This is a genomic window from Cupriavidus sp. OV096, assembly GCF_900115455.1.
Taxonomy (GTDB): domain Bacteria; phylum Pseudomonadota; class Gammaproteobacteria; order Burkholderiales; family Burkholderiaceae; genus Cupriavidus.
The window spans coordinates 54,114-78,534 of record NZ_FOWM01000006.1 but is presented as its reverse complement, the minus strand read 5'-3'; the positions used below and the strand labels follow the sequence as shown (position 1 = coordinate 78,534).

At 68.9% G+C, this 24,421-nt stretch carries 23 protein-coding genes; 15 read left to right on the top strand and 8 right to left on the bottom strand.

Features of this window, described 5'->3' with window-relative positions; genetic code table 11:
• Positions 1–24: 24 nt before the first annotated feature.
• Complete coding sequence (locus BM115_RS15185; protein ID WP_092295284.1) at positions 25–972, bottom strand: LysR family transcriptional regulator; 948 nt, start codon at positions 970–972, stop codon at positions 25–27.
• Positions 973–1,131: 159 nt separating this feature from the next.
• Here BM115_RS15185 and BM115_RS15180 point away from each other — a divergent pair, with 159 nt between their 5' ends.
• The 5 genes from BM115_RS15180 to BM115_RS15160 are packed head-to-tail and all read left to right on the top strand — an operon-like array spanning position 1,132 to position 5,972.
• Complete coding sequence (locus BM115_RS15180) at positions 1,132–2,106, top strand: Bug family tripartite tricarboxylate transporter substrate binding protein (RefSeq protein ID WP_092295281.1); 975 nt, start codon at positions 1,132–1,134, stop codon at positions 2,104–2,106.
• Between the two features lie 17 nt (positions 2,107–2,123).
• Positions 2,124–3,437: a 3-isopropylmalate dehydratase large subunit gene (locus BM115_RS15175; protein WP_092295278.1), complete on the top strand. Its 1,314-nt coding sequence runs from the start codon at positions 2,124–2,126 to the stop codon at positions 3,435–3,437.
• Positions 3,434–4,036: a LeuD/DmdB family oxidoreductase small subunit gene (locus BM115_RS15170; RefSeq protein WP_092295275.1), complete on the top strand. Its 603-nt coding sequence runs from the start codon at positions 3,434–3,436 to the stop codon at positions 4,034–4,036. Before BM115_RS15175 ends, BM115_RS15170 begins: the two co-directional genes overlap by 4 nt.
• Before the next feature lie 2 nt (positions 4,037–4,038).
• Positions 4,039–5,241, top strand: a complete 1,203-nt coding sequence (locus tag BM115_RS15165) for a pyridoxal phosphate-dependent aminotransferase (protein ID WP_092295272.1) — start codon at positions 4,039–4,041, stop codon at positions 5,239–5,241.
• Between the two features lie 29 nt (positions 5,242–5,270).
• Positions 5,271–5,972: an RraA family protein gene (locus BM115_RS15160; RefSeq protein WP_092295269.1), complete on the top strand. Its 702-nt coding sequence runs from the start codon at positions 5,271–5,273 to the stop codon at positions 5,970–5,972.
• Between the two features lie 24 nt (positions 5,973–5,996).
• On the opposite strand, the gene BM115_RS15155 is transcribed toward BM115_RS15160, so the two are convergent.
• The 7 genes from BM115_RS15155 to BM115_RS15125 form a co-directional block, all read right to left on the bottom strand.
• Complete coding sequence (locus BM115_RS15155; protein WP_092295266.1) at positions 5,997–6,791, bottom strand: heme ABC transporter ATP-binding protein; 795 nt, start codon at positions 6,789–6,791, stop codon at positions 5,997–5,999.
• Position 6,792: 1 nt separating this feature from the next.
• Complete coding sequence (locus tag BM115_RS15150) at positions 6,793–7,782, bottom strand: FecCD family ABC transporter permease (RefSeq protein ID WP_092295263.1); 990 nt, start codon at positions 7,780–7,782, stop codon at positions 6,793–6,795.
• Positions 7,782–8,624, bottom strand: a complete 843-nt coding sequence (locus tag BM115_RS15145; protein WP_092295260.1) for a heme/hemin ABC transporter substrate-binding protein — start codon at positions 8,622–8,624, stop codon at positions 7,782–7,784. The genes BM115_RS15150 and BM115_RS15145 overlap by 1 nt, the downstream gene beginning before the upstream one ends.
• A 28-nt stretch (positions 8,625–8,652) precedes the next feature.
• Positions 8,653–9,699 (bottom strand): hemin-degrading factor, encoded by a 1,047-nt coding sequence (locus BM115_RS15140; RefSeq protein WP_092295257.1) that lies wholly within the window; start codon positions 9,697–9,699, stop codon positions 8,653–8,655.
• A 21-nt stretch (positions 9,700–9,720) separates the two neighbouring features.
• A complete protein-coding gene (locus BM115_RS15135) occupies positions 9,721–11,040 on the bottom strand; it encodes an HmuY family protein (protein WP_092295254.1) in 1,320 nt (439 codons plus the stop codon).
• Positions 11,041–11,071: 31 nt separating this feature from the next.
• Positions 11,072–13,048 (bottom strand): TonB-dependent receptor plug domain-containing protein, encoded by a 1,977-nt coding sequence (locus tag BM115_RS15130; RefSeq protein ID WP_092295251.1) that lies wholly within the window; start codon positions 13,046–13,048, stop codon positions 11,072–11,074.
• A gap of 203 nt (positions 13,049–13,251) precedes the next feature.
• Entirely contained in the window at positions 13,252–13,605 is a 354-nt protein-coding gene (locus BM115_RS15125; RefSeq protein ID WP_143093903.1) for a hypothetical protein, read from the bottom strand.
• A 302-nt stretch (positions 13,606–13,907) separates the two neighbouring features.
• Between BM115_RS15125 and BM115_RS15120 the strand changes: the two genes are divergently transcribed.
• The 10 genes from BM115_RS15120 (at position 13,908) to BM115_RS15075 (ending at position 24,264) form a co-directional block, all read left to right on the top strand.
• Entirely contained in the window at positions 13,908–15,587 is a 1,680-nt protein-coding gene (locus BM115_RS15120; RefSeq protein WP_092295245.1) for a ShlB/FhaC/HecB family hemolysin secretion/activation protein, read from the top strand.
• A gap of 39 nt (positions 15,588–15,626) precedes the next feature.
• A complete protein-coding gene (locus BM115_RS15115) occupies positions 15,627–17,408 on the top strand; it encodes a DUF2341 domain-containing protein (protein WP_092295242.1) in 1,782 nt (593 codons plus the stop codon).
• 15 nt (positions 17,409–17,423) lie between these two features.
• Positions 17,424–17,834, top strand: a complete 411-nt coding sequence (locus BM115_RS15110) for an ExbD/TolR family protein (RefSeq protein WP_092295239.1) — start codon at positions 17,424–17,426, stop codon at positions 17,832–17,834.
• A 10-nt stretch (positions 17,835–17,844) separates the two neighbouring features.
• A complete protein-coding gene (locus BM115_RS15105; RefSeq protein ID WP_177219931.1) occupies positions 17,845–18,555 on the top strand; it encodes an energy transducer TonB family protein in 711 nt (236 codons plus the stop codon).
• 47 nt (positions 18,556–18,602) lie between these two features.
• The gene (locus BM115_RS15100; RefSeq protein ID WP_092295236.1) at positions 18,603–20,429 is read left to right on the top strand and encodes a putative porin; all 1,827 of its coding nucleotides are present in this window, start codon (positions 18,603–18,605) and stop codon (positions 20,427–20,429) included.
• A 10-nt stretch (positions 20,430–20,439) separates the two neighbouring features.
• Positions 20,440–21,180, top strand: a complete 741-nt coding sequence (locus BM115_RS15095) for a hypothetical protein (RefSeq protein ID WP_092295233.1) — start codon at positions 20,440–20,442, stop codon at positions 21,178–21,180.
• 37 nt (positions 21,181–21,217) lie between these two features.
• Positions 21,218–21,772 (top strand): YbjN domain-containing protein, encoded by a 555-nt coding sequence (locus tag BM115_RS15090; RefSeq protein WP_092295230.1) that lies wholly within the window; start codon positions 21,218–21,220, stop codon positions 21,770–21,772.
• A 155-nt stretch (positions 21,773–21,927) separates the two neighbouring features.
• Complete coding sequence (locus BM115_RS15085) at positions 21,928–22,641, top strand: STN domain-containing protein (protein WP_092295227.1); 714 nt, start codon at positions 21,928–21,930, stop codon at positions 22,639–22,641.
• Between the two features lie 3 nt (positions 22,642–22,644).
• A complete protein-coding gene (locus BM115_RS15080) occupies positions 22,645–23,160 on the top strand; it encodes an RNA polymerase sigma factor (protein WP_092295224.1) in 516 nt (171 codons plus the stop codon).
• A 99-nt stretch (positions 23,161–23,259) separates the two neighbouring features.
• The gene (locus tag BM115_RS15075; RefSeq protein ID WP_177219930.1) at positions 23,260–24,264 is read left to right on the top strand and encodes a FecR family protein; all 1,005 of its coding nucleotides are present in this window, start codon (positions 23,260–23,262) and stop codon (positions 24,262–24,264) included.
• Positions 24,265–24,421: the final 157 nt, after the last annotated feature.

The window sequence follows — 24,421 nt, the reverse complement described above, 5'->3', positions numbered from 1 at the left end:
TTGGCGATATATCGTCGTCGGGCGCTATGCCGGCTGCCGTCTGGCCAGCAGCGTCACGCCCGGCGGCATGGGCATCTCGGTCAACGTATCGGTCAGCAGGGCCAGCAGCCGTTGCGCGCTGGGCGCCAGCGAGCGCAGCGGCCGGGTCATCACGCAAAGCTCGCGCGACAGGCGCGGGCCGTGCAGCTCCCGGAACACGAGTTCCGGAAACTCGTTGCGCTGATACGCCAGCGCCGGCAGCACCGAGTAGTAGTTGCCGCGCGCCAGCATGGCGAAGAGGTAGGTGGTGCTTTCTACCTCATCGTGTTCGCCTTGCAGCATGGACCAGTGGGCGGCGTGCGTGCGCAGGAAGTGGCCGATGCCGGTGTCTGCGCTGAAGCCGACATAGCCGCCCGTGGGCAGGTCGGTCCAATCGATCGGCCGATCGAGGGTGGCGAGCGGCGAGTCCCGGTGGCAGACCGCGCCATAGCAGTCGCTCACCAGCGGCGTGTAGTCGAGTTCTTCCGCGCCCCGAAATTTGCTGTCGATGGCGAAGTCGACCTCCCCCTCAAGCACCAGCCGCTCGGTCTGCTGTGCGGCGGGGTTGCGCAGCGAGACCGTGATGCCCGGATACGCGTCGCGAAAGCGCGGCAGCGCCGGCACCAGGAACTGGCTGATGACCGACGACGCCGCGCCGATGCGGATATGCCCGCGCTCGCCCTGGGCCAGCGCCACGAGGTCCGAGACGGCGCCGTCGATACCGTTGACCAGCCGTTCCGCCTCGGGCCGGAAGCGCTCCGCATGCCCGGTCAGCGTCACCCGGCGGGTGGTGCGGTCGAACAGCCGGAGACCGAGCACCTCCTCGAGTTGCTGGATGGTCGCGGTCAGCGCGGACTGGGTGATGTGGAGCCGCAACGCCGCGGCGGTGAACGAACCGGTCTCGGCCACGGCCAGGAAACAGCGGAACTGCTTGAGGGTGACGTTGTGACGCATCAGGCGGGTGCGAAGGGGCGATTTATCAGAATTTGGTAATAGTGGGCGCAAAAAAGTCGATTGTCCACGGTAATGGCCGTCTCTAGACTGTGTTCGCAACCACGGGGCTGCATACGTGGCCAAGCGAAAAAAATCACACCCTCTGCCCAGGATCCCCCCATGAAGAACCTGTTTGGTCGCGCCGCAGTCCTGCTTGCCTGTTTGCCCACCTTCGCCTTTGCCGGCCCGGAAGATACCTATCCCGACAAGGCGGTCCGCATCGTCGTGCCGTTCGCCGCCGGTGGCTCCACTGACGTGGTGGCGCGCATTCTCGCCGAGAAGCTGCAGGAGCAGTTCAAGCAGCCGTTCGTGGTGGACAATCGCGCCGGCGCCAGCGGCAATATCGGCGCCGAACTGGTGGCCAAGTCTCCCGCTGACGGCTACACGCTGCTGATGGGGGCCACCGGCATCCTGTCGATCAACGACCACCTGTACGGCAAGCTCAACTACAACGCGGCCAAGGACTTCGTGCCTGTGAGCTATGCCACGCAGAATGCCAACATCCTCGTGGTGTCGCCGGGCATGCCGGCTACCAACGTGGCGGACCTCGTGCAACTGGCCAAGACGCGCCCCGGCGCGCTGAGCTTCGCGTCGTCCGGCCCCGGCAGTTCCACGCACCTGTCGGGCGAACTGTTCAAGTCGATGACCGGCGTGAACATGCTGCACGTGCCCTACAAGGGTAGTTCGCAGGCGCTGACCGACCTGCTGGGCGGCAATGTCACGATGCTGTTCGACAACGCGCCGTCGTCCATCGGCTTCGTGCAGCAAGGCAAGCTCAAGGCGCTGGCCGTGACCAGCCGCAAGCGCCTTCCCGGCCTGCCCAATGTGCCGACGCTCGACGAAGCCGGCGTCAAGGGCTACGAATCGCTGTCGTGGAGTGGGGTCGTGGCGCCAGCCGCCACGCCGCGCGCCATCGTGTTGAAGCTCAACCGTGCGATCGATGCGATCCTGAAGTCCGATGACGTCAAGGCGAAGCTCCTGAATCTGGGCGTGGAACCGGTCGGCGGCTCGCCCGAGGACTTCGCGCGCCTGATCCAGGCCGAGCACGACAAGTGGGGCAAGGTCATCAAGACCGCCCAGATCAAGCTCAACTGAGTCACGCCCTGATCGTTATGACGTCTCTCCAGCCGGCCGCCACGCGTGGCCAGACCCTTGCCGAGAAGTTGTTGTCGCGCGCCGCAGGCGAAGCGGTCTATGCCGACGACCTGGCGATCTGCGTGCCGCATGGCGCGATGGGCACCGACGGGTCGATCCCGATGGCGCTCGACTACTTCCGCGACATGCAGCCCGAGGGCGACTTGCCGCCGCCAGCCTTTCCGGAGCGGCTGGTGTTCGCGCTGGACCACTATGGCGCCCCGTCGGGCGAGCAGGCGCTGCGGCTGCAGGACCGGGCGCGCAGTTATGCCCAGACCCACGGCCTGTGCGTGTTCGAGGTAGGCGAGGGCATCGGCCATCAATTGATGCTGGAACGTGGCCGCGTGCTGCCGGGCCAGCTCGTGGTCGGTGCCGATTCGCATGCGGTCAGCTATGGCGCGCTCAACGCGTTTGGCTCCGGTATCGGCTCGTCCGATCTCGCCGGCATCTTCCAGTGCGGACAGCTCTGGCTGAAGGTCCCCGGCACGCTGCGCATCTGGCTGACGGGCACGCTGCCGGCCTACGCTTCGGCGAAAGATGTCGCCCTGACCATGGCCCGGCGGCTCGGCGTGGGCGGGGCCAACTATCTGGCACTGGAGTTCGCCGGCCCCGGCGTGGCGACGCTCGATATGGACGACCGGATCGTGCTCGCCAACATGTCGGTGGAAATGGGCGCCAAGGCCGGGCTGTTTCCGTTCGATGCATGCACGGCGGACTGGCTGTCGGCCAACGCGTCCGTCGACCCGGGCCGCTACACGCCGGTCTCGGCCGACGCCGATGCCAGCTATGTCGATACGATGACCTTCGACCTCTCGGTGGTCGCGCCGCAGGTGGCGTTGCCGCACCGCGTGGACAACGTGGTCGATCTGGCCGACGCGGGCGATACCAAGATCGACATCGTCTACCTCGGCACCTGTACCGGTGGCCGCGTGAAGGACTACCGCGAGGCGCTGTCCGTGCTGCACGCACGCGGCGGCGTGGCGCCGGGCGTGCGGCTGATCGTCACGCCGGCGTCCGAACCCGTGCGGGCCGAGATGGAGCGCAACGGCATGCTGGCCGAGTTCGTCGCCCTGGGCGCCGAGTTGCAGCCGCCCGGATGCGGCAGCTGCTGCGGCACCTGCGGCAGCATTCCAGCGGACGGCCAACGCGTGATCTCGACCGCCAACCGCAATTTCAAGGGGCGCATGGGCAATCGCCATGCGCAGATCTTCCTCGCCTCGCCGCTTGCCTGCGCCACCGCCGCAGCGAGTGGCCATCTGGCGGACCCCCGAGACCTCGTCGTCACGCCATGAATTCGCCGTTGCCCGCCGTCGCCAGTCCCCGTTCCCTTGTCATCGAAGGCCGCGCCCGTCGTCTGGGGGACGATATCAACACCGACTACATCATTGCCTCCAGCCGCAAGAAGCACAGTGTCGATCCGCACGTGTTGCGGCAGTTCCTGCTGGAAGACCTCGATCCCGACTTCGCGGGAAGCGTCCGCGATGGCGACATCCTCGTGGCAGGGCACAACTTCGGCTGTGGCTCCGCCATGGAGGTGGCCGTCACGGTGGTGCTGGCCGCCGGCATCCGCGTGGTCGTGGCGAAGAGTTTTGCCCGCACGTACTGGCGCAATGCCGTGAATAACGGCCTGCTGCTGATTACCGCCGATACCGCCGATACCGAGGCCGTGCCGGAAGGCGCGCCGCTCTCGCTGCGGCTTGCCGGCGCGCAGGCCACGTTGCACGTCGGCGCCGAGGGCGCGCATGTGATTGCGTGCGAGCCTGTGCCCGATGTCGTCCTGACCATCCGCGAAGCTGGCGGCCTGGTGCCGTACCTGCGGCAGCACCGCCAGTTCCTCAAGCCATCCCGGCCGGGTTCCGTACCCGGTCCCATCACCCCCCAACCGCTCTGATCATGCCCCTCATTGCTGAACGCCTGAACCGTATCAAGCCGTCGCCCAGTTCCATGGCGGGCCAGCGCGCCCGGGAGTTGCGCGCCGCTGGCCGCGACATCATCGGACTGACCTCCGGCGAGCCTGACTTCGACACCCCGCAGAACATCTGCGAGGCCGCCACGCGCGCCATGTCGGCGTCGCAGACCAAGTACACCGACGTCGGCGGCACGCCGGAGCTCCGCGCGGCCGTTGCCGACAAGTTCCGCCGCGACAATAGGCTCGACTACGCGCCCAACGAGCTGATCGTCGGCACGGGTGGCAAGCAGATCATCTTCAACGCCTTCATGTGCACCCTGCAGGCCGGTGACGAAGTCATCGTGCCGGCGCCGTACTGGGTCTCGTATCCGGACATCGTGCTGCTGGCCGAAGGCAAGCCGGTCTTCGTCAACTGCCTGCCCCAGAACGCGTTCAAGCTCACGCCCGCCCAGCTCGAGGCGGCCATCACGCCGCGCACGCGCTGGTTGGTGCTGAATGCGCCGAACAACCCGAGCGGCGCCACTTATTCGTATGCGGAGCTGAAGGGCCTGGCCGAGGTGCTGCTGCGGCATCCGCACGTCTGGGTGATGACGGATGACATCTACGAGCACATCCTCTACGACGGCCGCGAGTTCGCGACCATCGCCCAGGTGGAGCCGGCGCTCAAGGAACGCACGCTGACCATCAACGGCGTCTCGAAGGCCTACGCCATGACCGGCTGGCGCATTGGCTACGGCGGTGCCCCGGCGGAACTGGTCAAGGCGATGGTCAAGCTGCAGTCGCAAAGCACGTCGAATCCGTCATCGATCAGCCAGGCCGCCGCGCTGGAGGCGCTGAATGGGCCGCAGGACTTCATCGCCGAACGCACCCGCGTGTTCCAGTCGCGCCGGGATGCGGTGGTGAGCGCGCTGAACACCATGCCCGGCATCACCTGCCATGCGCCCGAAGGCGCGTTCTACGTGTTTCCCTCGTGCGCGGCCTTGCTGGGCAAGACCACGCCCGATGGCAAGCGGATCGAGACGGACGAGGATTTCGTGATGTACCTGCTCGATGCGCAGAACCTGGCGGTGCTGCAGGGCGGCGCCTATGGCGTGTCGCCGTTCTTCCGCATCTCGTTCGCCACGTCGATGCAACGGCTCGAGGCCGGCCTGGCGCGTCTGCGCACGGCCTGCGAACAACTGCGCTGAATCACCGCTGACAAGGGAGCGTCCTGAATATGACCGATACCAACCAACCGGTGCAGTGGCCGGCCGGCTATCGCATCAACCCGCGCGCCGAGGGGCCCGCGAAAGCCATCGTCGATGCGTTCCGCGAGATGCCCGTGGCCGCCATCGGCGATGCCATGAGCCGCAACGTCGGCACCTACGGCCTGCGGCAGTATCACGCGCGGCTCGAAACGGTGCTCTGCGGGCCGGCCGTGACCGTGCGCGTGCGGCCCGGTGACAACCTCGTGATCCACAAGGCGCTGATGATGGTGCAGCCCGGCGACGTGCTCGTGATCGACGGCGGTGCCGACGTCACGCAGGCCCTCGTTGGCGGCCTGATGCGCACCACCTGCGTGGCCAAGCGCCTCGGCGGGCTGGTGATCGACGGGGCGATCCGCGACCTGCTGGAGTGGGCCGAGGACGGCATGCCGATTTTTGCGAGGGGCCATACCCATCGCGGCCCGAGCAAGGATGGTCCCGGCGAGATCAACGTGCCGGTGTCGTGCGCAGGCATGGCCGTCATGCCGGGCGACCTGATCGTCGGGGATGCCGATGGCGTCATCGCGGTACCGGCGGCCGATGCCGCCGATGTCTTGCGCCGCACGCGGCTGCACCTGGAGCGTGAGGCCAAGATCCGCGAAACGAACCGGCTCGGCACGGCGGACCCGGAACGGTTCGACGCAGTGCTGCGCGAGAAGGGCCTGCCGATCTGAGCGGCCCCCGGCTGGGCGTAGCGCTCAGCCGAACACCACCATCGGCGTACCCGGATGCACCGGGGAGTCGATGACGGCGGCGTCCATGCCGTAGACCGTAGCCAGATGGGCCGGGGACAGCACGTTCGCTGGCGTGCCGAGCGCGACGGTGCGCCCGTCGGCCAGCAACAGCAGGCGGTCACACCAGCGGGCGGCGAGGTTGACGTCGTGGAGCACGACCAGCACCGCGAGGCCATCGGTGCGGCTCAGCGTCCGCACGGCCTGGAGCAGCAGCAACTGGTGGCGCGGGTCCAGGCTGGAAGTGGGTTCGTCGAGAAACAGCACGCGGTACTCCTCTGCCGCCCGGCAGGCCAGCACCTGCACCAGCGTGCGGGCGAACTGTACGCGCTGCTGCTCGCCGCCGGACAGGCTCTGGTAGGCGCGCGGCGCCAGGGCGCTCACGTCGGCAATCTCCAAGGCGCGGTCGATCAGCGTCGCGAGCGCACGCGGCGTCAGTTCGGGAAACGGGTAGGCACCCATCGCCACCACCTCGTGCGCGGGCAGGTCGAAGCCGAGCCCCGGCGATTGCGGCAGCACGGCGCGGCAGCGCGCCAGCGACGCCACCGACCACGCCGCCATCTCGCGCCCGTTGAGCAACAGGCCCGGCTCCGGGCTCAGTTCCGGCTTCAGTTCGCCGGCCAGCGTGCCGAGCAGCGTGCTCTTGCCGGCGCCGTTGGCGCCCAGCACGCCAAGCACTTCGCCGGCGGGCAGGTCGATATCGATGGCGTCCAGCACGCGGCGGCGGCCACGGCTGCATTGCAGGTTGCGTGCAGTCAGCATGTCAGGCGCTCCGGCGCGTCAGCATCCACAACAGGAAAGGGCCGCCCACGAGGCTCGTGACGATGCCGATCGGCAGCTCGGCGGGAATCACCACCGTGCGCGCCAGCCAGTCGGCCAGCGTCAAGGCAATCGCGCCACCAGCCAGCGTATTCGGCAGCAGCCAGCGGTGATCGGCCCCCAGCGGCAGGCGGATCAGATGCGGTACCACCAGCCCGACAAAGGTGATGGTGCCGGTCACGGCGACGATCGGTCCCACCAGCAGCGCCGTCAGCACGATCAGGCGCCGGCGCAGGCGCGCGAGGTCGAAGCCGAGGTGCTGCGCTTCCCGCTCGCCCAGCAGCAGCGCGTTCATGGCGCGCCAGTCGCGCAGCATCAGCGCGCAGATCACCACCACGAGCGGTACCAGCCAGGCCAGCATGCTCCAGGTGGCCCCGGCCAGACTGCCCATGTTCCAGAAAGTGAGGTTGCGCAGCTGCACATCGCTGGCCTGATAGGTAAAGAAGCCGACGATGCTGGCGCAGATGGCGTTGATGGCCACGCCGGCCAGCAACAGGTTGGCCACGCCGGGCCGCTGCGAGCCGAGGCGATAGGCCAGTGCGGTGGCGATCAGGCTGCCGCCGAACGCTGCCGGCGCGATGCCGAACAGCCCCTCGGCGCCCAGCACGATGGCCGCCACCGCACCGGCGGCACCGCCCAGCGAGATGCCGATCAGGCCCGGCTCCGCCAGCGGGTTGCGGAACAGCGCCTGCATCACCGCGCCCGAGAGCGCCAGTGCGGCGCCCACGGTCACGGCCAGCACAATGCGCGGGAGGCGCACTTCGATCAGGACATTGCGCCAGATCACATCGTCACCGTCGGTGGCGCCGGACCACAGCAGCGGCAGCAGCTTGTTGTGCGGGATCGACAGCGCGCCGCTGGCGGACGCCCATAGCGCGGAGACCACCAGCACGGCGCACAGGGCCGTGAATACGGCAAGCGGCGGACGCGGCATCAGCGTGCGGCGGCCACCGGGCGGGCCGCAAAGCCGGCCTGCAGCTGGCGCAGCGCGTCCGGCAGGCGCGGGCCGAAGCCGAGCAGCAGCAGGTCATCCATGACAACCACGCGTTTCTGTCGCGCGGCCGGCGTGGCGTTCAGGCCGGGCTGCGCCAGGAACTTGTCCACGCTGCCGCTGGCACTGACGGACATCGTCGTGGTGACGATGACATCGGGTTTGAGCGCGGCGGCGGCCTCGGCCGAGAACGGCTTGTAGCCGGTCTGGCCGGCCAGCACGTTGGTCGCGCCGGCCAGCGCCAGCATCGCGTCGGCGGCGGTGTCCTCGCCGGCGGCCTGCATCTTGCCGGTATGGCTGCTCACCAGCAGCACGCGCGGACGCTGCGCCGGCGGCTTGATCTCGCGCAGTTCGGCATGGAGGCGTTCCACCATGGCGGTGCCCCGGGCCTGCATGTCCAGCGCGGCGGCCACGCCGAGGATGCGCTGGTCCAGCGCCGCCAGCGTGGGCGCGGAGGGCAGCACCACCACCTTGCTGCCCAGGCGCTGCAGTTGCTCGAAGGCCTGCGGCGGGCCGCTCTGGTCGGACGCCAGCACGAGGTTCGGCTTCAGGCTGGCAACGCCCTCCACAGAGAACGTGCGGTAGTAGCCCACCTTGGGCAGCTTGAGCGCCTCGGGCGGGTAGATGCTCGACGAATCGGCGCCGACCAGCGTGCCGCCGGCGTCGAGCGCATAGACAATCTCGGTGATGGCGCCGCCCAGCCCGACCACGCGGGCCGGCGGCGCCGCGTGGGTCATGCCGGCTGCGCACAGCAGCGAAAGCAGCGCCAGGCGCAGCAAAGTCATGATGAAAACTCCTTCCTGAAAAGACGGCTTACGCCGCCAGCGCCGTCGGGCACAAGGACTCCAGCAGGGCGCGCCACGCCGGCAACTCCGGCTTGCCGGGCTTGCGCTCGCCGAAGAACTGGACGATCAGCTCGCCCTCCGCGCTGTACAGCTCGAGCGACGTGACCCAGCCATCGACCGTGGGCTTGTTGACCACCCAGCTCGACGTCACCGCCGTGGTGTTCAGGTGCAGGTTGAAGGCCTGATCCAGCACGTTGAACCACGGGCCGGTCCGGACCAGCTTCTGCACCGGGCCGGTGTGGATCTGCACGATGCCGCGATTGGCGACAAAGCACATGATCGACAGCCCCGTCTCCGCCGCCTGCTGCAGCATCGTTTCCACCGCGCCGTCGGCCACCTGCTGCGCGAGGTCCTGGCCGGCCGTGCGCAGCGCGCCGATGCGCGACACCTTGTGCTGGCGCAGCATGCTGAAGAAGTCGTGCGTGTCCTTCAGGCCGCGCCAGTCGGCACGCAGCGCTTCGGGGTCGGCGGGCTGGGCGGCCTCGGTGGACGCCGCGAACGGCGCCACCACCACCGGCGTCACCGGCGTCCCCGCCGGCAGGGCGTGCCGGTCGATGTACGCCTGCCAGGCTGCCGCGTCGGTGTGGTCGGTGCGGTAGATCTTGTGCACCGCCTCGCCGGCTTTGTCGAAGAACTGGATGCTGTCCCGGCCGTTCTCGGTCACCGCGTAGAAGTACTGCCACGCGCTGAAGAACATGCGCAGGTCGATGTCCGGCCCGAGCACGATGCCGACCGGGCCATCATCGGCCTGGATGTTGTCGTAGTGGCCGTGCCGCTCGTGCACGGCGGCGTCGTTGCGGGACAGCGCCATGACCGACCCGAGCGAGCCGAGGTCGCGGAACAGCGCCTGCGCGGTGCCGCCCAGCTGGCGCGAGGACACGCCGCAGCCGGCGGCCACCAGTTCGGCTTCGGTGGCGCCGAGGCGGCTGGCGCGCTCGCGGATGCGCAGGTCGGGTGTGGCGGCCACCAGCGCGGCGTGGCGCTGGCGCAGGGCTTCAAAACTATCTTGTGCCATAGGGTTCTTGGGTGTCGGGTATCAGGGCTGCACGTCGAAGTTGATGGTCCACGTCTGTGCGCTGCTGTTGACGTTCGGATCCGCGTACTGGATCTTGGTCAGGTGGAAGCGGGCGTAGGTGGAACCTTCGCCACCGCGCAGCATCACGGCGCCTTGCGGATTGGCGGCGATCAGGTGGGCCACGGCGGGCAGGCCGTTCGCGGCCGATGCGGCGGCGGTCGGGAAGTAGGAGAGCCAGCCGTAGTTCAGCGCGTTCGGGTAGGCGCCGGTGTACTTCGGGTTCAGCGCGGACGCGTTGGCGTCCTTGATCCACTGGTTGGCGGCCGTGGGCAGCGTCAGGTCCGGCGCGGTGAGGTCGGCCAGCGTGGCAGTGAGGTTCGAGGCATCGGCGAACTTCGACGCCACCGGCGCACCAGTGCCGTCATAGAAGCCCGCCGGCGTCTTGCCCAGGAAGCCCGCCACGGTGCCGCTGCCGGACTGGCCGCCGTTCAGCTTCACGTTGTAGCGGTTGAACGCGATATGCCACGTGCCGCTGGCCGTGCTGACGGCACCCGCCACCAGGTCGTAGTAGACCCAGTCCGCCGAGGCATTGACCTGGGCCGTGCGCACCACGCCCGGCGCAGTGCGGTCGATCCAGCGGAACGACGGATAGCCGGACGTGGTACCGCCCGAGCCGCCGTAGTAGCCAGTGACCTGCAGCGCGAAGACCGGCGCCCCCACGGTGCCCGTGGTGTCCGCGCTGGCGCTGTTGCTGGTGACGATGAAGGTGCGATAGGTGGGGTAGAGCAGGTGGTCGGTGGCGCTGGCCACGCCGTACTCGAAGGCTGCCGAGCTGATCGAGTTGCTGTTCGCGAACACGCCGGCAGCGGAGTCCTTCAGGAACACGGCGGCAGGCAGCGTGCCATTGACCGGATCGATGGTGGCGTTCTTCCAGGTGGACAGGTCAGCCCAGGTGTTCGCGAGGGGGCTGCCGAACACGCCGCCGCCGCCGGTACCGCTCGTGCCGCTATTGCTCCAGAGCGTGCCGGTGAGCCCGCTGCTGGTGACCTTCAGGTCCCAGCCGGTGCCCGTGCAGCCGGCCACTTCGGCCTTGGTGTTGAAGTCGTAGCACAGCGACGTGCCGGCGGCCGGCAGCGTGAACGTCCATTCGGCCGTCTGCGTGAAGCTCGACGTGGGCGTGACGGTCGGCGGCGCGACCACGCCGCCACCGCCGCTGGTGGGCGGCGTGGTGGCGGTACCGCCGTCGTCGCCGCCGCCGCCGCAGGCGGCAAGGGTCGCGGCGAGCGCGATGATACTGAGCGCGCCCAGCGCGCGGCGAGTGGTGGGTTGGGTATTGTTCATGGTAGTTCGCTCCCCTGGTTGCTTGTTGGAATCAGCGGACGACGTCGACATTGAATCGCGCGCCCAGATAGACAAAGCGCCCCGCCACGGGCCCGAAATCACTGGCATTCGAAAAATCGCGCTGGCGGCCGAACAGGTTGTTCACGCCCGCGAAGACGGCGGCATTGCGGCCGATGCGCTGGTTGACGACCAGATCGAGCGTGCCCCAGCCCGGCGAGCGCGCGCCGGTGGTGGAATCCGCCACTTCGCTGCTCTGGAAGCGCGCCCGTGCGGTGATCTCGGTGGATGGCAGCACGCGCCAGTCCGCGCCGAGCCGGCCCATATGGCGCGGACGGCGGGTCAGCTGCGCGCCGGTGTCGAGGTCGTCTGCGTCGGTGTAGGTGTAGGCGGCGGTCAGGCCCAGCGCCCCGGTGGCGCGCCAGCGCAGCGAGGTTTCCGCGCCCTGGGTGCGTGCCCGTGCCACGTTGCGGTAGGTGTAGGTGGCAATGCCGTTGACCAGCGTGAAGTTGGCCATGTCGGTCTGGATCAGGTCCGAGACGCGGTTGTAGAACAGGTTGGCATCCACCGTCACGCGGTCGCGCCAGCTCACCTGGCCGCCGAGCTGGAAGCTGTGCGACGACTCGGGCTTGAGGTCCGGGTTGCCCAGCACCATGTAGCCCAGCGAGCTGTGGTCGAACAGGTAGTGCCGCTCCTTGAGGTTCGGCACGCGATAGCCCTGGCCGTAGTTGGCGCGCAGCACGCCCTTCCAGTCCTCGGTGGCGAGCAGGTTGCCGCGCACGCCGATCTTGGGCGCGAAGTGGCTGCCGAAGTCCGAATCCTGCTGGCCGCGCAGGCCGACGATCATCTCCCAGGTCTCGCTGAACAGGATGTCGTTCTGGAAGTAGAGCTCGCCGGCGCGGCGCTCGGCATTCCCGGCCAGCTCGGAGGCGCCGTTGACGGTCTGGTCCAGCCGCTCGCGGTGGAAATCGGCGCCGAACTGCCAGAGTTGCGAGTACCAAGCCGGCAGGTCGAACTGGGTCGACACATGGTCGGTGCGCTGCGAACTGTTGCGCGTGGCGGTCTGGAAGCTGTTGGAGAACTCGCGCGTGGTGGTGTCGTAGGTCTCGGCCACGCCCGCCAGCCGGGCCCGCACGCCGTTGTCGAAGCGCCATTGCCCGCCGTAGGTATAGCGGTTGCGGTCGATATCCTCGGTCTTGCGCTGCGGCACGTAGTTGGGCGGGGCGTAGTACTGGTAGCGCTGCTCGTCGGTCTCCCGATAGGCGCTGGCGTCGAACCAGAAGCTGCCGGCCTGCGTGGGCAGCCACTCCAGCCGGCCCGCGTACTGCTGGCGGCGCACGGCGTCGCCGTGGCGGGTCCAGCCATCGGGGTCCACCGCGAAGCCCTTGTTGTCCAGGCCATCGGCGGAAAGCCGGCCGCGGAACTGCTCGGTGCCACCTTCCACGCGCACGTTGCCGTGCAGCAGGCCGGGCGAGCCATCGGCGTTCTGGCCGCCGTAGCTGCCGCCATCGGCCGTCATCGCGCCCGAAAAGCCCTTGCGGATGGGGCGCGTGATGACGTTGATCACGCCGCCCATGGCCGAACTGCCGTATTGCGCCGAACTGGCCCCCTTCACCACCTCCACCCGGTCCACGTCGGTCAGCAGGTACTGGGAGACATCCACCGTGGAGCCGGTGCTGGCCGTAATCGGCAGGCCGTCGATCAGCACCAGCACCTGGTCGCTGGTCATGCCCTGCAGCGTCACCTCGTAGCCCGACTTGCCGTGGATTTCCCGCAGTTGCAGGCCGGGCACGTTCTCCAGTGCGTCTTTCAGCGTGCGGGCGTGGGTGCGCTCGATTTCCTGGCGATCCACCACCTCGGTACGGATGGGCGTCTCGTCGATCGGCTTTTCCGAGCGGGTACCGGTGACCACCACGGCCGGCAATTCCTGGCCGTCGGCAGCGAGGGCATGGGCCGCCGGCCACGTCGAAAGCAGGGAGCCGGTAACGAGCGCGATACGTGTGAGACGCATGAATTGAGAGGTCAATACGAAAGGAAGTACGAATGATAATGATTCGCATTGATTTGTACAACATGATACGTTTGGAAACATTTAGATACATTTGGGCAGGTCGAAGGCGCCGATTGCGGGCAGCGAGAGGAGAGGGGACGCGGGTAGAAGGCGGTGACATGGGCCGGCGCAGGGGGTGCGCCGCCCGAGAAAAACGGCAGCCGTCAGGGCTGCCCGCGCGGCACCACCGGCGCAGCCGGCGGCGGGGTGGCCGGCCGCTGGGGATAGACCGACGTACCGAAGGTGTTCCCCATGCGATGGCTGGTGGCGGCGTTGTTATAGAGCCCCAGCTGGTTCGATGGCCGCTGGACGATCGACTCGGACGACATCGTCGTCTCTCCCTTGCCGGCCGGGCGGCCGCCCGTGGGCTTCAGCTTTTCGGTCAGGCAGTCGTACGAAGGCGCGCGTTCGCCGTTCACCTCCACTTCCACGCACGGCGCCGCCCAGGCCGACGCCATGGGCGCCGCGCTACCCGCCGCGATGGCGGCTATCGCCACCAGCCAGTTCTGCATTCCCATGTCGATGCCTCCGTTCGTGTCGTTCCTGTCGTTCCTGTCGTTCCTGTCGTTCGTGTGGGCGCTCTGCCTCGCCCGAGTATAGCCAGCCGTGCGGCGCGGCCGCGCACCATTTTTTTCTCGATGAAGCTTTTGTGACAAACGACAGTCGGCGCCCGTGCCGGCCGTCTAGGCAACCGAGCGCAACGCTGACATGAAGGCTTTCCATCATGTCTCCCGCTGCCGAATGCATCCGCATCACGGGCCTTGGTCGAGGCCGCGGGCGCGCCACGGCACCGAATCGAACAAGAGCAATTGAGTCAACAATGCATGACGTGAAGAAGAACGGCCCGCCTTCGAGCTGGAGTGCGGTGTGGCTGGCGGTCATTGGACTGGGAACCTCGGGTTTGGCAGGGGCGCAGCAGGCGGCAACGGCAGAGGCGCCGGCCGCCAGCGCCACGGCCGCTACCGCAGCTGAGGCCACTGCGCCCGCGCCGGGCAAGGCCGAGACGGCGCGGCGTGTCAACGTCAACGAGTACATCGTGCGCGGCAATACCGTGCTCGACGTCCGCTCGATCGAGCGGGCGGTCCGCCCGTTCCTGGGCCCGGACCGCACCATGCAGGACATCGAGGGCGCGCGGGACGCGCTCACGGCGGCCTACCAGGCCAAGGGATACCAGTCGGTCTATGTCGAACTGCCCGAGCAGCAGGTCAGCGGCGGCATCGTGTTCCTGCAGGTCAGCGAGACGCGCGTGGGCCGCGTGCGCGTGGTGGGCACCGAGTACAACTCGCCGCGCGAGGTGCGCGAGCAGGTACCGGCGCTGAAGGAAGGCGCCGTGCCCGACTTCACGCAGGTGCAGGCGGAGCTGACCGCCGTGAATCGCGGCGCCAAGCGCCAGGTGGCGCCGCTGGTCCGGCAGGGCAGCCTGCCCGGCACGATGGATGTCGACCTGAAGGTGGACGACAGCAGCCCGTGGCGCGCCAGCGTCGGCCTGAACAACGACTACAGCCCCGATACCGAGGCCCTGCGCGCCACCGCCTCGCTGGGGCACGACAACCTCTGGCAGCTCGGCCACAGCGCCTCGCTGAGCTTCTTCGGCGCACCGCAGGACATGAACCAGACCAAGGTGTTCTCGGGCTCCTACGTGGCGCCGTTCCGGGGCACGAACTGGAGCGTGGAAGCCTCGGGCTACAAGTCGGACAGCAATGTCGCCACCGTGGGCGGCACCAGCGTGCTCGGCAAGGGCCATTCGGTCGGGATCAAGGGCACCTACACCGTGCCGGACACCGGCGCGTGGTGGCATGCCCTGAGCCTGGGCGTGGACTTCAAGGACAACCAGGAAACCACCCGGTTCGGCGCCTCCAGCGACAACGTGCCGCTCAAGTACGCGCCAATCACGCTGTCCTATGCGGGCTTCACCCAGAGCGAGCGCGGCCAGTACGGCCTGAATATCGCGCTGGTATCCGGCACGCGCAGCTTCCTCGGCTACGGCAGCAACTGGGAACAGTTCGACTACAAGCGCTACAAGGCGTCGCCGAGCTTCACTGTGCTCAAGGCCGACACCACCGGCAGCTACAGCTTCCCCGGCAACACCCAGCTCGCATGGCGGCTGGCCGGGCAGATCACCGATTCCCCGCTGGTGTCGAGCGAGCAGATCGCGGCCGGCGGCATGAACTCGGTGCGCGGCTACCTCTCGGCTGAAGCCACCGGCGACTACGGCGTGGTCGGCTCGGTCGAACTGCGCGCGCCGCCGCTGCCGTTCTTCCCCACCGTGGTCGAGGACTGGCGCGTGTACGCCTTCGTCGATGGCGGCCAGCTGCGGCTGCGCGAACCGCTGCCCGAGCAGGAAAGCACGTTCTCGCTGGCCTCGGTGGGCCTGGGCACCAGCTTCCGCCTCGGCCAGCAGGTCACGGGCCGCCTGGACCTGGGCTTCCCGCTCAAGGCCGGCCCCCGCACGGAACGCTTCGACCCACGCCTGAATTTCAGCGTCACCGCGAGTTACTGAGCGCGGGCGCCCCTCATATATCTACGGAGAACCCTTGTCATGCGACGCATCGTTTTGCTTCTGCTCGCGCTAGCGAGCACCCTGCTGCCGGGCCTGGCGCACGCCTGGTGGCAGCCCGACTGGGCCTATCGCAAGCCGGTCACGATCGATGCCGGCCCGCAGGGCGGCGCCATCGGCGGCGATGCCGGCCGCACGCCGGTGCTGCTGCGCCTGCATACCGGCAATTTCACCTTCGAGGGCGTCAGCGAGAGCGGCGCCGACCTGCGCTTTGTCGCCGGTGACGACAAGACCGTGCTGAACCACCAGATCGAACAGTTCGACCCGTTGCTGGGCATCGCACTGGTCTGGGTGGATGTACCGGCCGTCTCGGCGGGCAGCCCGCAGCAGATCTGGATGTACTACGGCAACCCCAAGGCACCCGCCTCAGGCAACGGCCAGCGCAGCTTCGACCCCGACTACACGCTGGTCTACCACTTCACCGAGGCCAACGTGCCGGCGCGGGACTCCACCGCCTACGGCAACAACAGCCAGACCGCCGTGGTGAGCAAGGACGGCACCATCATCGGGCGTGGCGCCCAGCTCGGCACCGCACCGCTGATGCTGCCCGCCTCGCCGTCGCTGGCGCTCCAGGCCGGCGCTCCCTTCACGTTCTCGGCGTGGGTGCGCCCGGACCAGCTTGGCGCGCAGCAGGTGATCTATGCCCGCCGCGATGGCGCCAGCGAACTGGTGATCGGCATCGACCAGGGCGTGCCGTTCGTGCAGGTCAACGGCCAGCGCAGCCGCCCGGGCCAGCCGGTGCAGGCCGGGCAGTGGTCGCACCTGGCGGTCAATGCGGATGGCAAGGCCGTCACGCTCTTCGTGGGTGGCCGCTCTGCCGCAACGCTGCCGCTGGCGCTGCCGGCGCTGAACACGCCTGCCGCCATCGGCGCGCCGGTGGCCGGGGGTACCGCCGAAACCAGCGGCACGCCGTTCGCCGGTGCCATCGACGAACTGCGTTTGTCGAAGATCGCGCGCCCGGCGCCGCTGCTGCTGGCGGACGCCGTGTCGCAAGGCGCTGAATCGCGCCTGACGGCGTTCGGCCCCGATGAACAACAGGCCGGCAAGAGCCACTTCGGCTTCATCCTCGCGGCCATGCCGCTGGACGCCTGGATCGTGGTGGCGCTGCTGGGCCTGATGATGGCCACGTCGTGGGCCATCATGATCACCAAGGGCCGCAGCTACGGCGCCAACGCGCGCGCCAACGCCGCCTTCATGACGCATTTCCGCGATACGTCCGCAGCCTCGCTGGACCATCTCGCCAAGACCGGCCGCGTGCCAGCGGAGGTGAAGGCGAACTCGTCGCTGTGGCGCCTGTACGAGGTGGCCACCGAGGAGCTGCACCGCCGCCACCAGATGGGCTACGACCTCAACGCGGTGTCCGACGCCACCATCAGCGCGATCCGCGCGGCGATGGACGGCGTGATGGTGCGCGAGAACGAGCGCATGGCACAACGCATGAACTGGCTCTCCACCACCATCGAAGGCGCCCCGTACGTGGGCCTGTTCGGCACCGTCATCGGCATCATGCTGGTGTTCGTGGTGGCGGCCATGGCCGGCGCCGTGGACATCAACTCGGTGGCACCGGGCATGGCCGCGGCGCTGCTGTGTACCGCCGCCGGCCTCGGCGTCGCCATTCCGGCGCTGTTCGGCTACAACTGGCTGGCCTCGCGCTCGGACGCCATCGGCGCCGACATGGCGGTGTTCGTGGATGAGTTCGCCACGCGCCTGGCCGAAGAGCAGGGCGAGGGCCGCCGCGTGCCCGCCGCGCTGCACAGCGCCTGACGGGGTACCGAAACCATGGCACACGCAGCCAAGTTCGGCACGAAGAAGCGCACCGGCGGCATCAACATCACGCCATTCGTGGACGTGCTGCTGGTGGTGCTGGTGATCTTCATCCTCACCAGCAACGCCAGCATCCCCGGCATCAAGGTGGATCTGCCGAAGGCCAGCGCCTCGGTGGCGCTGGAGAAGCCCAAGACCAAGGCGATCACCATCGACAACGCCGGCCAGGTGTTCCTGGACGCCTACCCGGTGTCGCTGCCGGAGCTGGAGGAGCGCCTGCGCACCGAGAAGGCGCTGACGCCGGATTTCCCGGTGATCGTGCGCGGCGATGCCGCCGTGCAATACGCGAAGGTGGTGGAGGTGCTCGACCTGCTGCGGCGGATCGAGCTGAACCAGATCGGCCTCGTCACCGGCAAGCCGGCGTAAGGGAGACAGCGTGAACCGTCGCGATCCCCCGCCTGATTTCCGCGCACGCGTTGCGGTGCTCTGGCGCCGCTGGGGCGGGCACCTGATTGGCGCGCTGGCGTTCGTGGTGCTCGCGGCCGTGGTCTGGTACCTGCTGTCCGGCACGGCCAGCACCAAGCGCGAAGTTGCCGCCACGCCCACGCTGGTGCTGCCACCGCCGCCGCCTCCGCCGCCCGAGCCCGAGAAGCTGCCCGAGCCGGAGCCGGAGAAGGTCAAGCCGGAAATCAAGGAGCCCGAGCCCAAGCCGATGGAGCCGCTCGATCCGCCCAAGGACGACAGCCCGCCCAGCCCCTCGAAGGACCTGGGCGACCCGGTCACCATCGACGGCGCCGCGCAGGCCGGCACCGATGCGTTCGGCATCGGCGCGGGCAGCGGCGGCGGCATGACCGGTGGCGGGGGCGGGCTCGGCAGCCGTTCCTACGCGTCGTGGCTGTCCAGCGCGCTGCAGCAGGCGTTTGCGCGTGACGCGCGCACCCGCCAGCTGGCGTTCGACGATATCCGCATCGACGTCTGGCTCGATGCGGACGGCACCGTCACGCGCGTGCAGCTCTCGCAAGGCACCGGCAACGCGAAGACCGACGAAGCGGTGCTCGCCATGGTGCGCGAATTCCGTGCCGACGAACGCCCGCCGGCCACGCTGCGCTCGCCGTTGCGCATGTCGATCAAGGGGCGCCGGCCATGACGATGCCGCGCGCTCCCCATTCCCAACACATCATGCAGAACACACCGATGAATCCCTCCGCCATCCACCCGCGCGCCACGCCCATCACGCGCGATCCACGCACCCGGCGCCGCGCGCAGGCGCTTGCCCTGGCCGTCGCGCTGCTGGCCGCGGGTGGCGGCGCCAACGCGCAGACCGCCGCCCAGGGCGACAGCACCATGGTCAAGCTGATCCGTGGCCTGATCGAGAGCGGCGCGCTGCGCAAGGACGCCGGCGAGGCCCTGCTGGTGCAGGCCCAGACCGAGGCGATGGCCGCGCAGCAGACCCAGCGCCAACTGGCGACCATGCAGGCGTCCAGCGGCACGGGTGCCGGGGCCGGTGTCGCCACGGGTGCCGCTGCCGGTGCCGTGACCGCCGCCGCGCTGCAACCGGGCGACGTACGCGTGCCGTACATCCCGGAAACCGTGCGGGACGAGATCCGCGACGAGGTGAAGGTGCAGGTAATGGCCCAGGCCAAGGCCGAAGGCTGGGCCGCGCCGAACGAAACGCCGGAGTGGACCCAGCGCATCCATGTCGAGGGCGATGTACGCCTGCGCAACGAATCGCGCTTCTACTCGGGCAACAACAGCAATATCGAGATCGACTGGGCCGCCATCAACTCGGGCGGCGGCTTCGACGTCAACCCGAACACCAACCTGGCGCTCCCGCCGCTGCTCAACACGCGCCAGAACCGCACGCTCCAGTGGAAGGCCCGCGCGCGGATTGGCGTGCTCGCCGATGTGTCCGAGAGCGTGAAGGCCGGCGTGCGCCTGGCCACCGGCAACGACAACAGCCCGGTCTCCACCAACCAGACGCTCGGCGGCGGGCTGGCCAAGAAGGACGTCTGGCTCGACCAGGGCTGGCTGTCGTACCAGCCGTTCGAATGGGTCAAGGTCACCGGCGGCCGCTTCGGCAACCCGTTTGTGTCGTCGGACACGCTGTTCTCGAATGACCTGAATTTCGACGGCATCGCCGCGCAGTTCGACAAGGCGCTGCCTAACCGCGACATCTCGCTGTTCGGCTCGCTGGGCCTGATCCCGCTCGAATACTCGTCGGACGGCTTCCCGGGCAACAGCCAGGACAAGATGAGCAGCGAGAACAAGTGGCTGCTGGGCGCGCAGATCGGCGCGAGCTGGAAGGTGAACGACGACAACCGCCTGCGCGGCGCGCTGGCCTACTACGACTTCCACAACGTCAGCGGCCGGGTGTCCGACCCCTGCGCGCTGTACGCGGGCGCCACCAGCTGCAGCACCGACTGGAGCCGTCCGGCCTTCATGCAGAAGGGCAACACGCTCATGCTGCTGCGCAATATCGCGCTCAACCCGCTCGACCCGGCTAACACGCCGCAGCCGCAGTACGTGGGCCTGGCCTCGCAATTCCAGCTGCTCGACGTCAACCTGCGCTGGGACACCAAGGTGGCCGGCAAGTACATGCTCCGCCTGGACGGCAACTACATCCGCAACCTGGCCTACGACCCGGACGAGATGTTCGCGCGCGCCAACGGCGGCATCGTGAACAACTTCGGCGCCAGCGGCGGCACCAGCCGCGCGGACTTCAAGAGTGGCGGCAACGCCTACATGTTCCAGGCCACCTTCGGCAAGCCCACGCCTTCGGCACGCGGCGACTGGAACGTGCTGGCTGGCTACAAGCGCATCGAGCCGGACGCCATGCCGGACGGCTACAACGACTCTACCTTCCACATGGGCGGCACCAATGCGCGCGGCTACTACCTGGGCGGCTCCTACGCGTTCGACAAGAACGCCTGGCTGACCGGCCGCTGGATCTCGACCAAGGAAGTGTTCGGGCCGCCGCTGTCGATCGACACGCTGCAGCTTGAAGTCAACGCCCGTTTCTAAGGAGGACACCGTGTCCCATCCGTTCCTCCCCGGCATTGCCCTGGCCGCCACGCTGCTGGTGGCCGGCGCCGCCGCCGACGCCGCCCATGCCCAGCAGGCCCCGGCCGGCCAGAGCATGGAAGAGCGCCTGCGCAACCAGCTCCGCAACACCACCGCGCAGCTCCAGCAGGCGCAGAACGAACTGGCGGTGCTCAAGGCCGGCGCCGGCAGCCAGCCCGCCGCCAAGGCCGGCGCGGCGTCGGCCGATGTCGAGGCCCTGAAGAAGGAGCTGGAGGCTGCGCGCGCGCAACTGGCCGGCGAGCGCCAGTCGCGCGAGGCGCTACGCCAGAGCCAGCAGCAGGGCCAGGCGCTGGCGGAAAAGGCTGGCGCGCAGATTGCCCAGTATCGCGGGGCGTACGACGAACTGCTCAGGATGGCGCGCGGACTGGACGCCGAGCGCCAGCGCCTGGCCGCCGAAACCACCGCGCAGAAGACCGCGCTGACCCAGTGCGAAGCCAAGAACGCGCAGCTGTACGCGGTGGGCCAGGAGGTGCTGCAGGCCTACGAGACCGTCGACCTCGGCACGGTGCTGAGCGCGCGCCAGCCCTTCGCCGCGCAGAGCCGCGTGCGCTACGAGCAGATTGCGCAGCAGTTTGGCGACAAGCTCTACGAAGGGCAGTTCTCCGCCGCCGCGGCAGCGCAGGCTGCGCCGGCGGCTCCATCGGCCCAGTCAGCGAGCCAGCCGGACGCCGCGCCGCAAAAGACGCACTAACCCCTCTTCCACGTATTTCAGATCTCAGGACAAGTCCATGACCACCATCGCCACCATCGCCACGCCGTTCGACACCGTCGCGCAAACCACCGAACAACCCACGCTCCTGCAGGCCATCACGCCCGATCAGGTAGCGGACGCCATCAAGGCGGCCGGCTGCGCCGTCACCGTCATCGAGCAGGAGGGCGTGCCGCGCCTGCACAGCGCCAGCCACGGCGTCGGCTTCCAGGTGCTGTGGGGCAATGCCGCCGCGCCGGGCGAGTATGTGGATTTCACGCTGAGCTGCCCGCTGCGCGTGCAGGGCGGCACGCTGCCCGAGGGCGTGGTGGCCGAGTGGCACCGCAGCCGGCGCTTCGCGCGGGTGGCGCAGCATGGCGAGTTCGTGGTGCTGGAGATGGATGTGATGGTCTCCGGCGGCGTCGCGCCCACCTATCTCGGCGTGGCGATGCAGCTCTGGGTGCAGATGATGGGGCAGTTCTTCCTGCATCTGCGCAACTTCCAGGCGGCCGGGACGGAAGCGGCGACGGAAGCGGCGACCGATGCAGCCGTCACCGATGACGTCACCGCCGCCACCGACGCCGTTGCCGGCTGAAGCTTGCCACGCCCCCCTCCCGGAGGGGGGAGGGCAGTACGCCGCCTTGCAGTCACGGTTACGTCACACAGGAGTCCTACGATGCGGACCGGCTCAAGGCGCCCGCAAGCGGCGCCGTCGGGCATTCCTCAACGGACGACTCATCTTGGATCGTGATGGCAAGGCTGGTCGCATCGCCCAGTGCGCGCGCGCTGGTGGGTTACCTGACGCTGCTCGTGCTCTGCATGGCCTGCCAGAAGCTCCGCGCCCAGCAGGCCACGCCGGACGGCATGGCCGAGATCGCCTTCGACCTGCCGGCCCAGCCGTTGAAACAGGCGTTGGCGCAGTACGACAGGCTGACCAGCCTGTCCGTCTTCTTCCCTTCCGAACTCGCGGAGGGCCGCACTTCGAATCCGGTGCATGGCAGCTATCGCCCCGAGGACGCGCTGCGCAGGCTGGTGGACGGCACCGGGCTGACCGTGCAGGCCGCGGCGTCCGACGCCTTCGTGCTGATCCCCACACCCCGCCCGCCGGATGCGCCCGCGCCAGAGGCCACCGCCAGCCGGCAGCGCCAGGTCGACGGCGCGGTGCAGGCGCGCATCTACCGGGCGCTGTGCGCGCGGCCGTCGCTGGCGTTCGGGGAATACCGGCTGGCGCTGCGCGTGCATGTCGATGCCTCCGGCCATGTGCGGCAGGTGCGGCTGCTGGACACCACCGGCGACAAGGCACGCGATGCAGCCATCGTTGAGACCCTCGAACAGGTCGATGTGGGCCTGTCGCCCACCGATCCGTCGCGGCCCTTCGTGCTGCTGGCCCACCCCGTGCACTGCGACGCACGGGCGGCGCAGGCCGGCGCGTGCCGCCCGGCGTGCGAACGGCAGGCGGGCTGAGCCATGAGCGATTCCACCCGCGCCACCCTGCGCGACCTCCTCGCGCTGCGCTACGAAGACCTCAAGCGCCGCCTGACGTGGCGGCTCGGCTCGTCCGAGCTGGCCAGCGACGCGCTGCACGACACCTGGGTCCATCTGGAAGACCGCAGCGAGGAAAGCGGCCCGGTCAGCAGCCCGGCCGCCTACCTGATGCGGATGGCGACCAACCTCGCGCTGGACCGGCTCCAGCGCGACCGCCGCTATATGAGTGCGGACGAGGTGGACACGCTGATGCTCGAAATCGCGGATCCCGCCCCGGGGCCGGCGCAGACCGTGGCCGCCCGCGACGAGCTGGAGGCGCTGGCGCGGCTGATCGACAGCATGCCGCCCCGGCGGCGGGCGATCTTCCTCGCGGTGCGCGTGGAGGAGCGCTCCAACCAGGAGGTGGCGGTGCGCTTCGGCGTATCCACGCGACTGGTCGGTCTGGAACTGAAACGCGCCCATGAGTACTGCATGGCGCACATGCCGAAGCATGAGTGAAGAAATCGTGCCGATCCGCGTCCGCCCAACCGTCTTGTCTGTAAGCCTGCTGGCCGGGCGCTACCCGAGGATGGCTCGTCTGACGCCATGATCCCAACCATGAATGCTCCGTTCCCCCCGCCGCGCGAACTGGATCCCGTCGAGCGGCAGGCGCTCGCCTGGGTGCGCCGTGTCGCGGCGGGCGAGATCACGCATGCCGACGGCGCGGCGCTGCGGCAGTGGTGTCAGGCGAACCCTGCCCACGCCGCCGCCTTTGCCGCCGCGCGCGCCCGCTGGGCCCAGCTCGGCGAGGCCGCCGCGATGGTCAAGGCGCGCAACCCCGCCGCCATACACGCCACCCTGCCGGCGGCACGGCGTCCGTCCAGCTGGCAGCGGCGTGCGTTCCTCGGTGGCGCGCTGGGCGCCACCGCGGCGACGGCGGTAGCAGCCGTCGTCCACCCGCCGCTGGGCCTGTGGCCCGCCGCCAATGAATGGCGTGCCGACTACCGCACCGCCACCGGCGAACAGCGGCGGCTGGCGCTGGGCGGCGCCGTCGATGTCGAACTCAATACGCGCACCAGCATCGCGGTGTGGCCCGGCGCGGGCGGCACGCGCGGCATCGACCTGATCGCCGGGGAAGCCGCCATCGACCTGAGCCGTGCCGAAACGCCCTTCGTGGTGGCGGCCGGCGCCGGCCATACGCAGGCGCTTCAGCGCCAGGCGGCGCGCTTCGAGGTCCGGCACCTGGACGGCGCGGTGTGCGTGACCTGCATCGACGGCCAGGTACAGGTGGCCCATGCCAGCGGCACCGTGCAACTGTCGGGCGGCCAGCGCCTGCGCTACGACGACCACACGCTGGGCCGCGCCGAACAGCTCGATGCCGCGCGCATGCCGGGCTGGCGCCAGGGCTACCTGCGCTTCACCGATGCGCCGCTGGGCGAGGTGCTCGACGAGATCAATCGTTACCGTACCGGCAAGGTCGTGCTGCTGGACCGCCAACTCGCGGCGAAGCCGGTCACCGGCCGTTTTCAGATTCACGCGCTCGACAAGGCCATCGTCCAGATGCAGCGCTCGTTCGGGCTGCACGCGCGCACGCTGCCGGGCGGCATGGTGCTGCTGAGCTAGGTTTTTCGCAGGCACGGTGGTCCGGGTTTTCCCGGATCGCTGTCACGAAATCTTCAAGGAAAAGCTTGCCGATTCCCTTCGGCCCAATGGTCTAGGTCCCAGGAGCATCGACGGCGCTTGCCGTCGGTGGACATGACGACAGGGCCGCCACGCCACG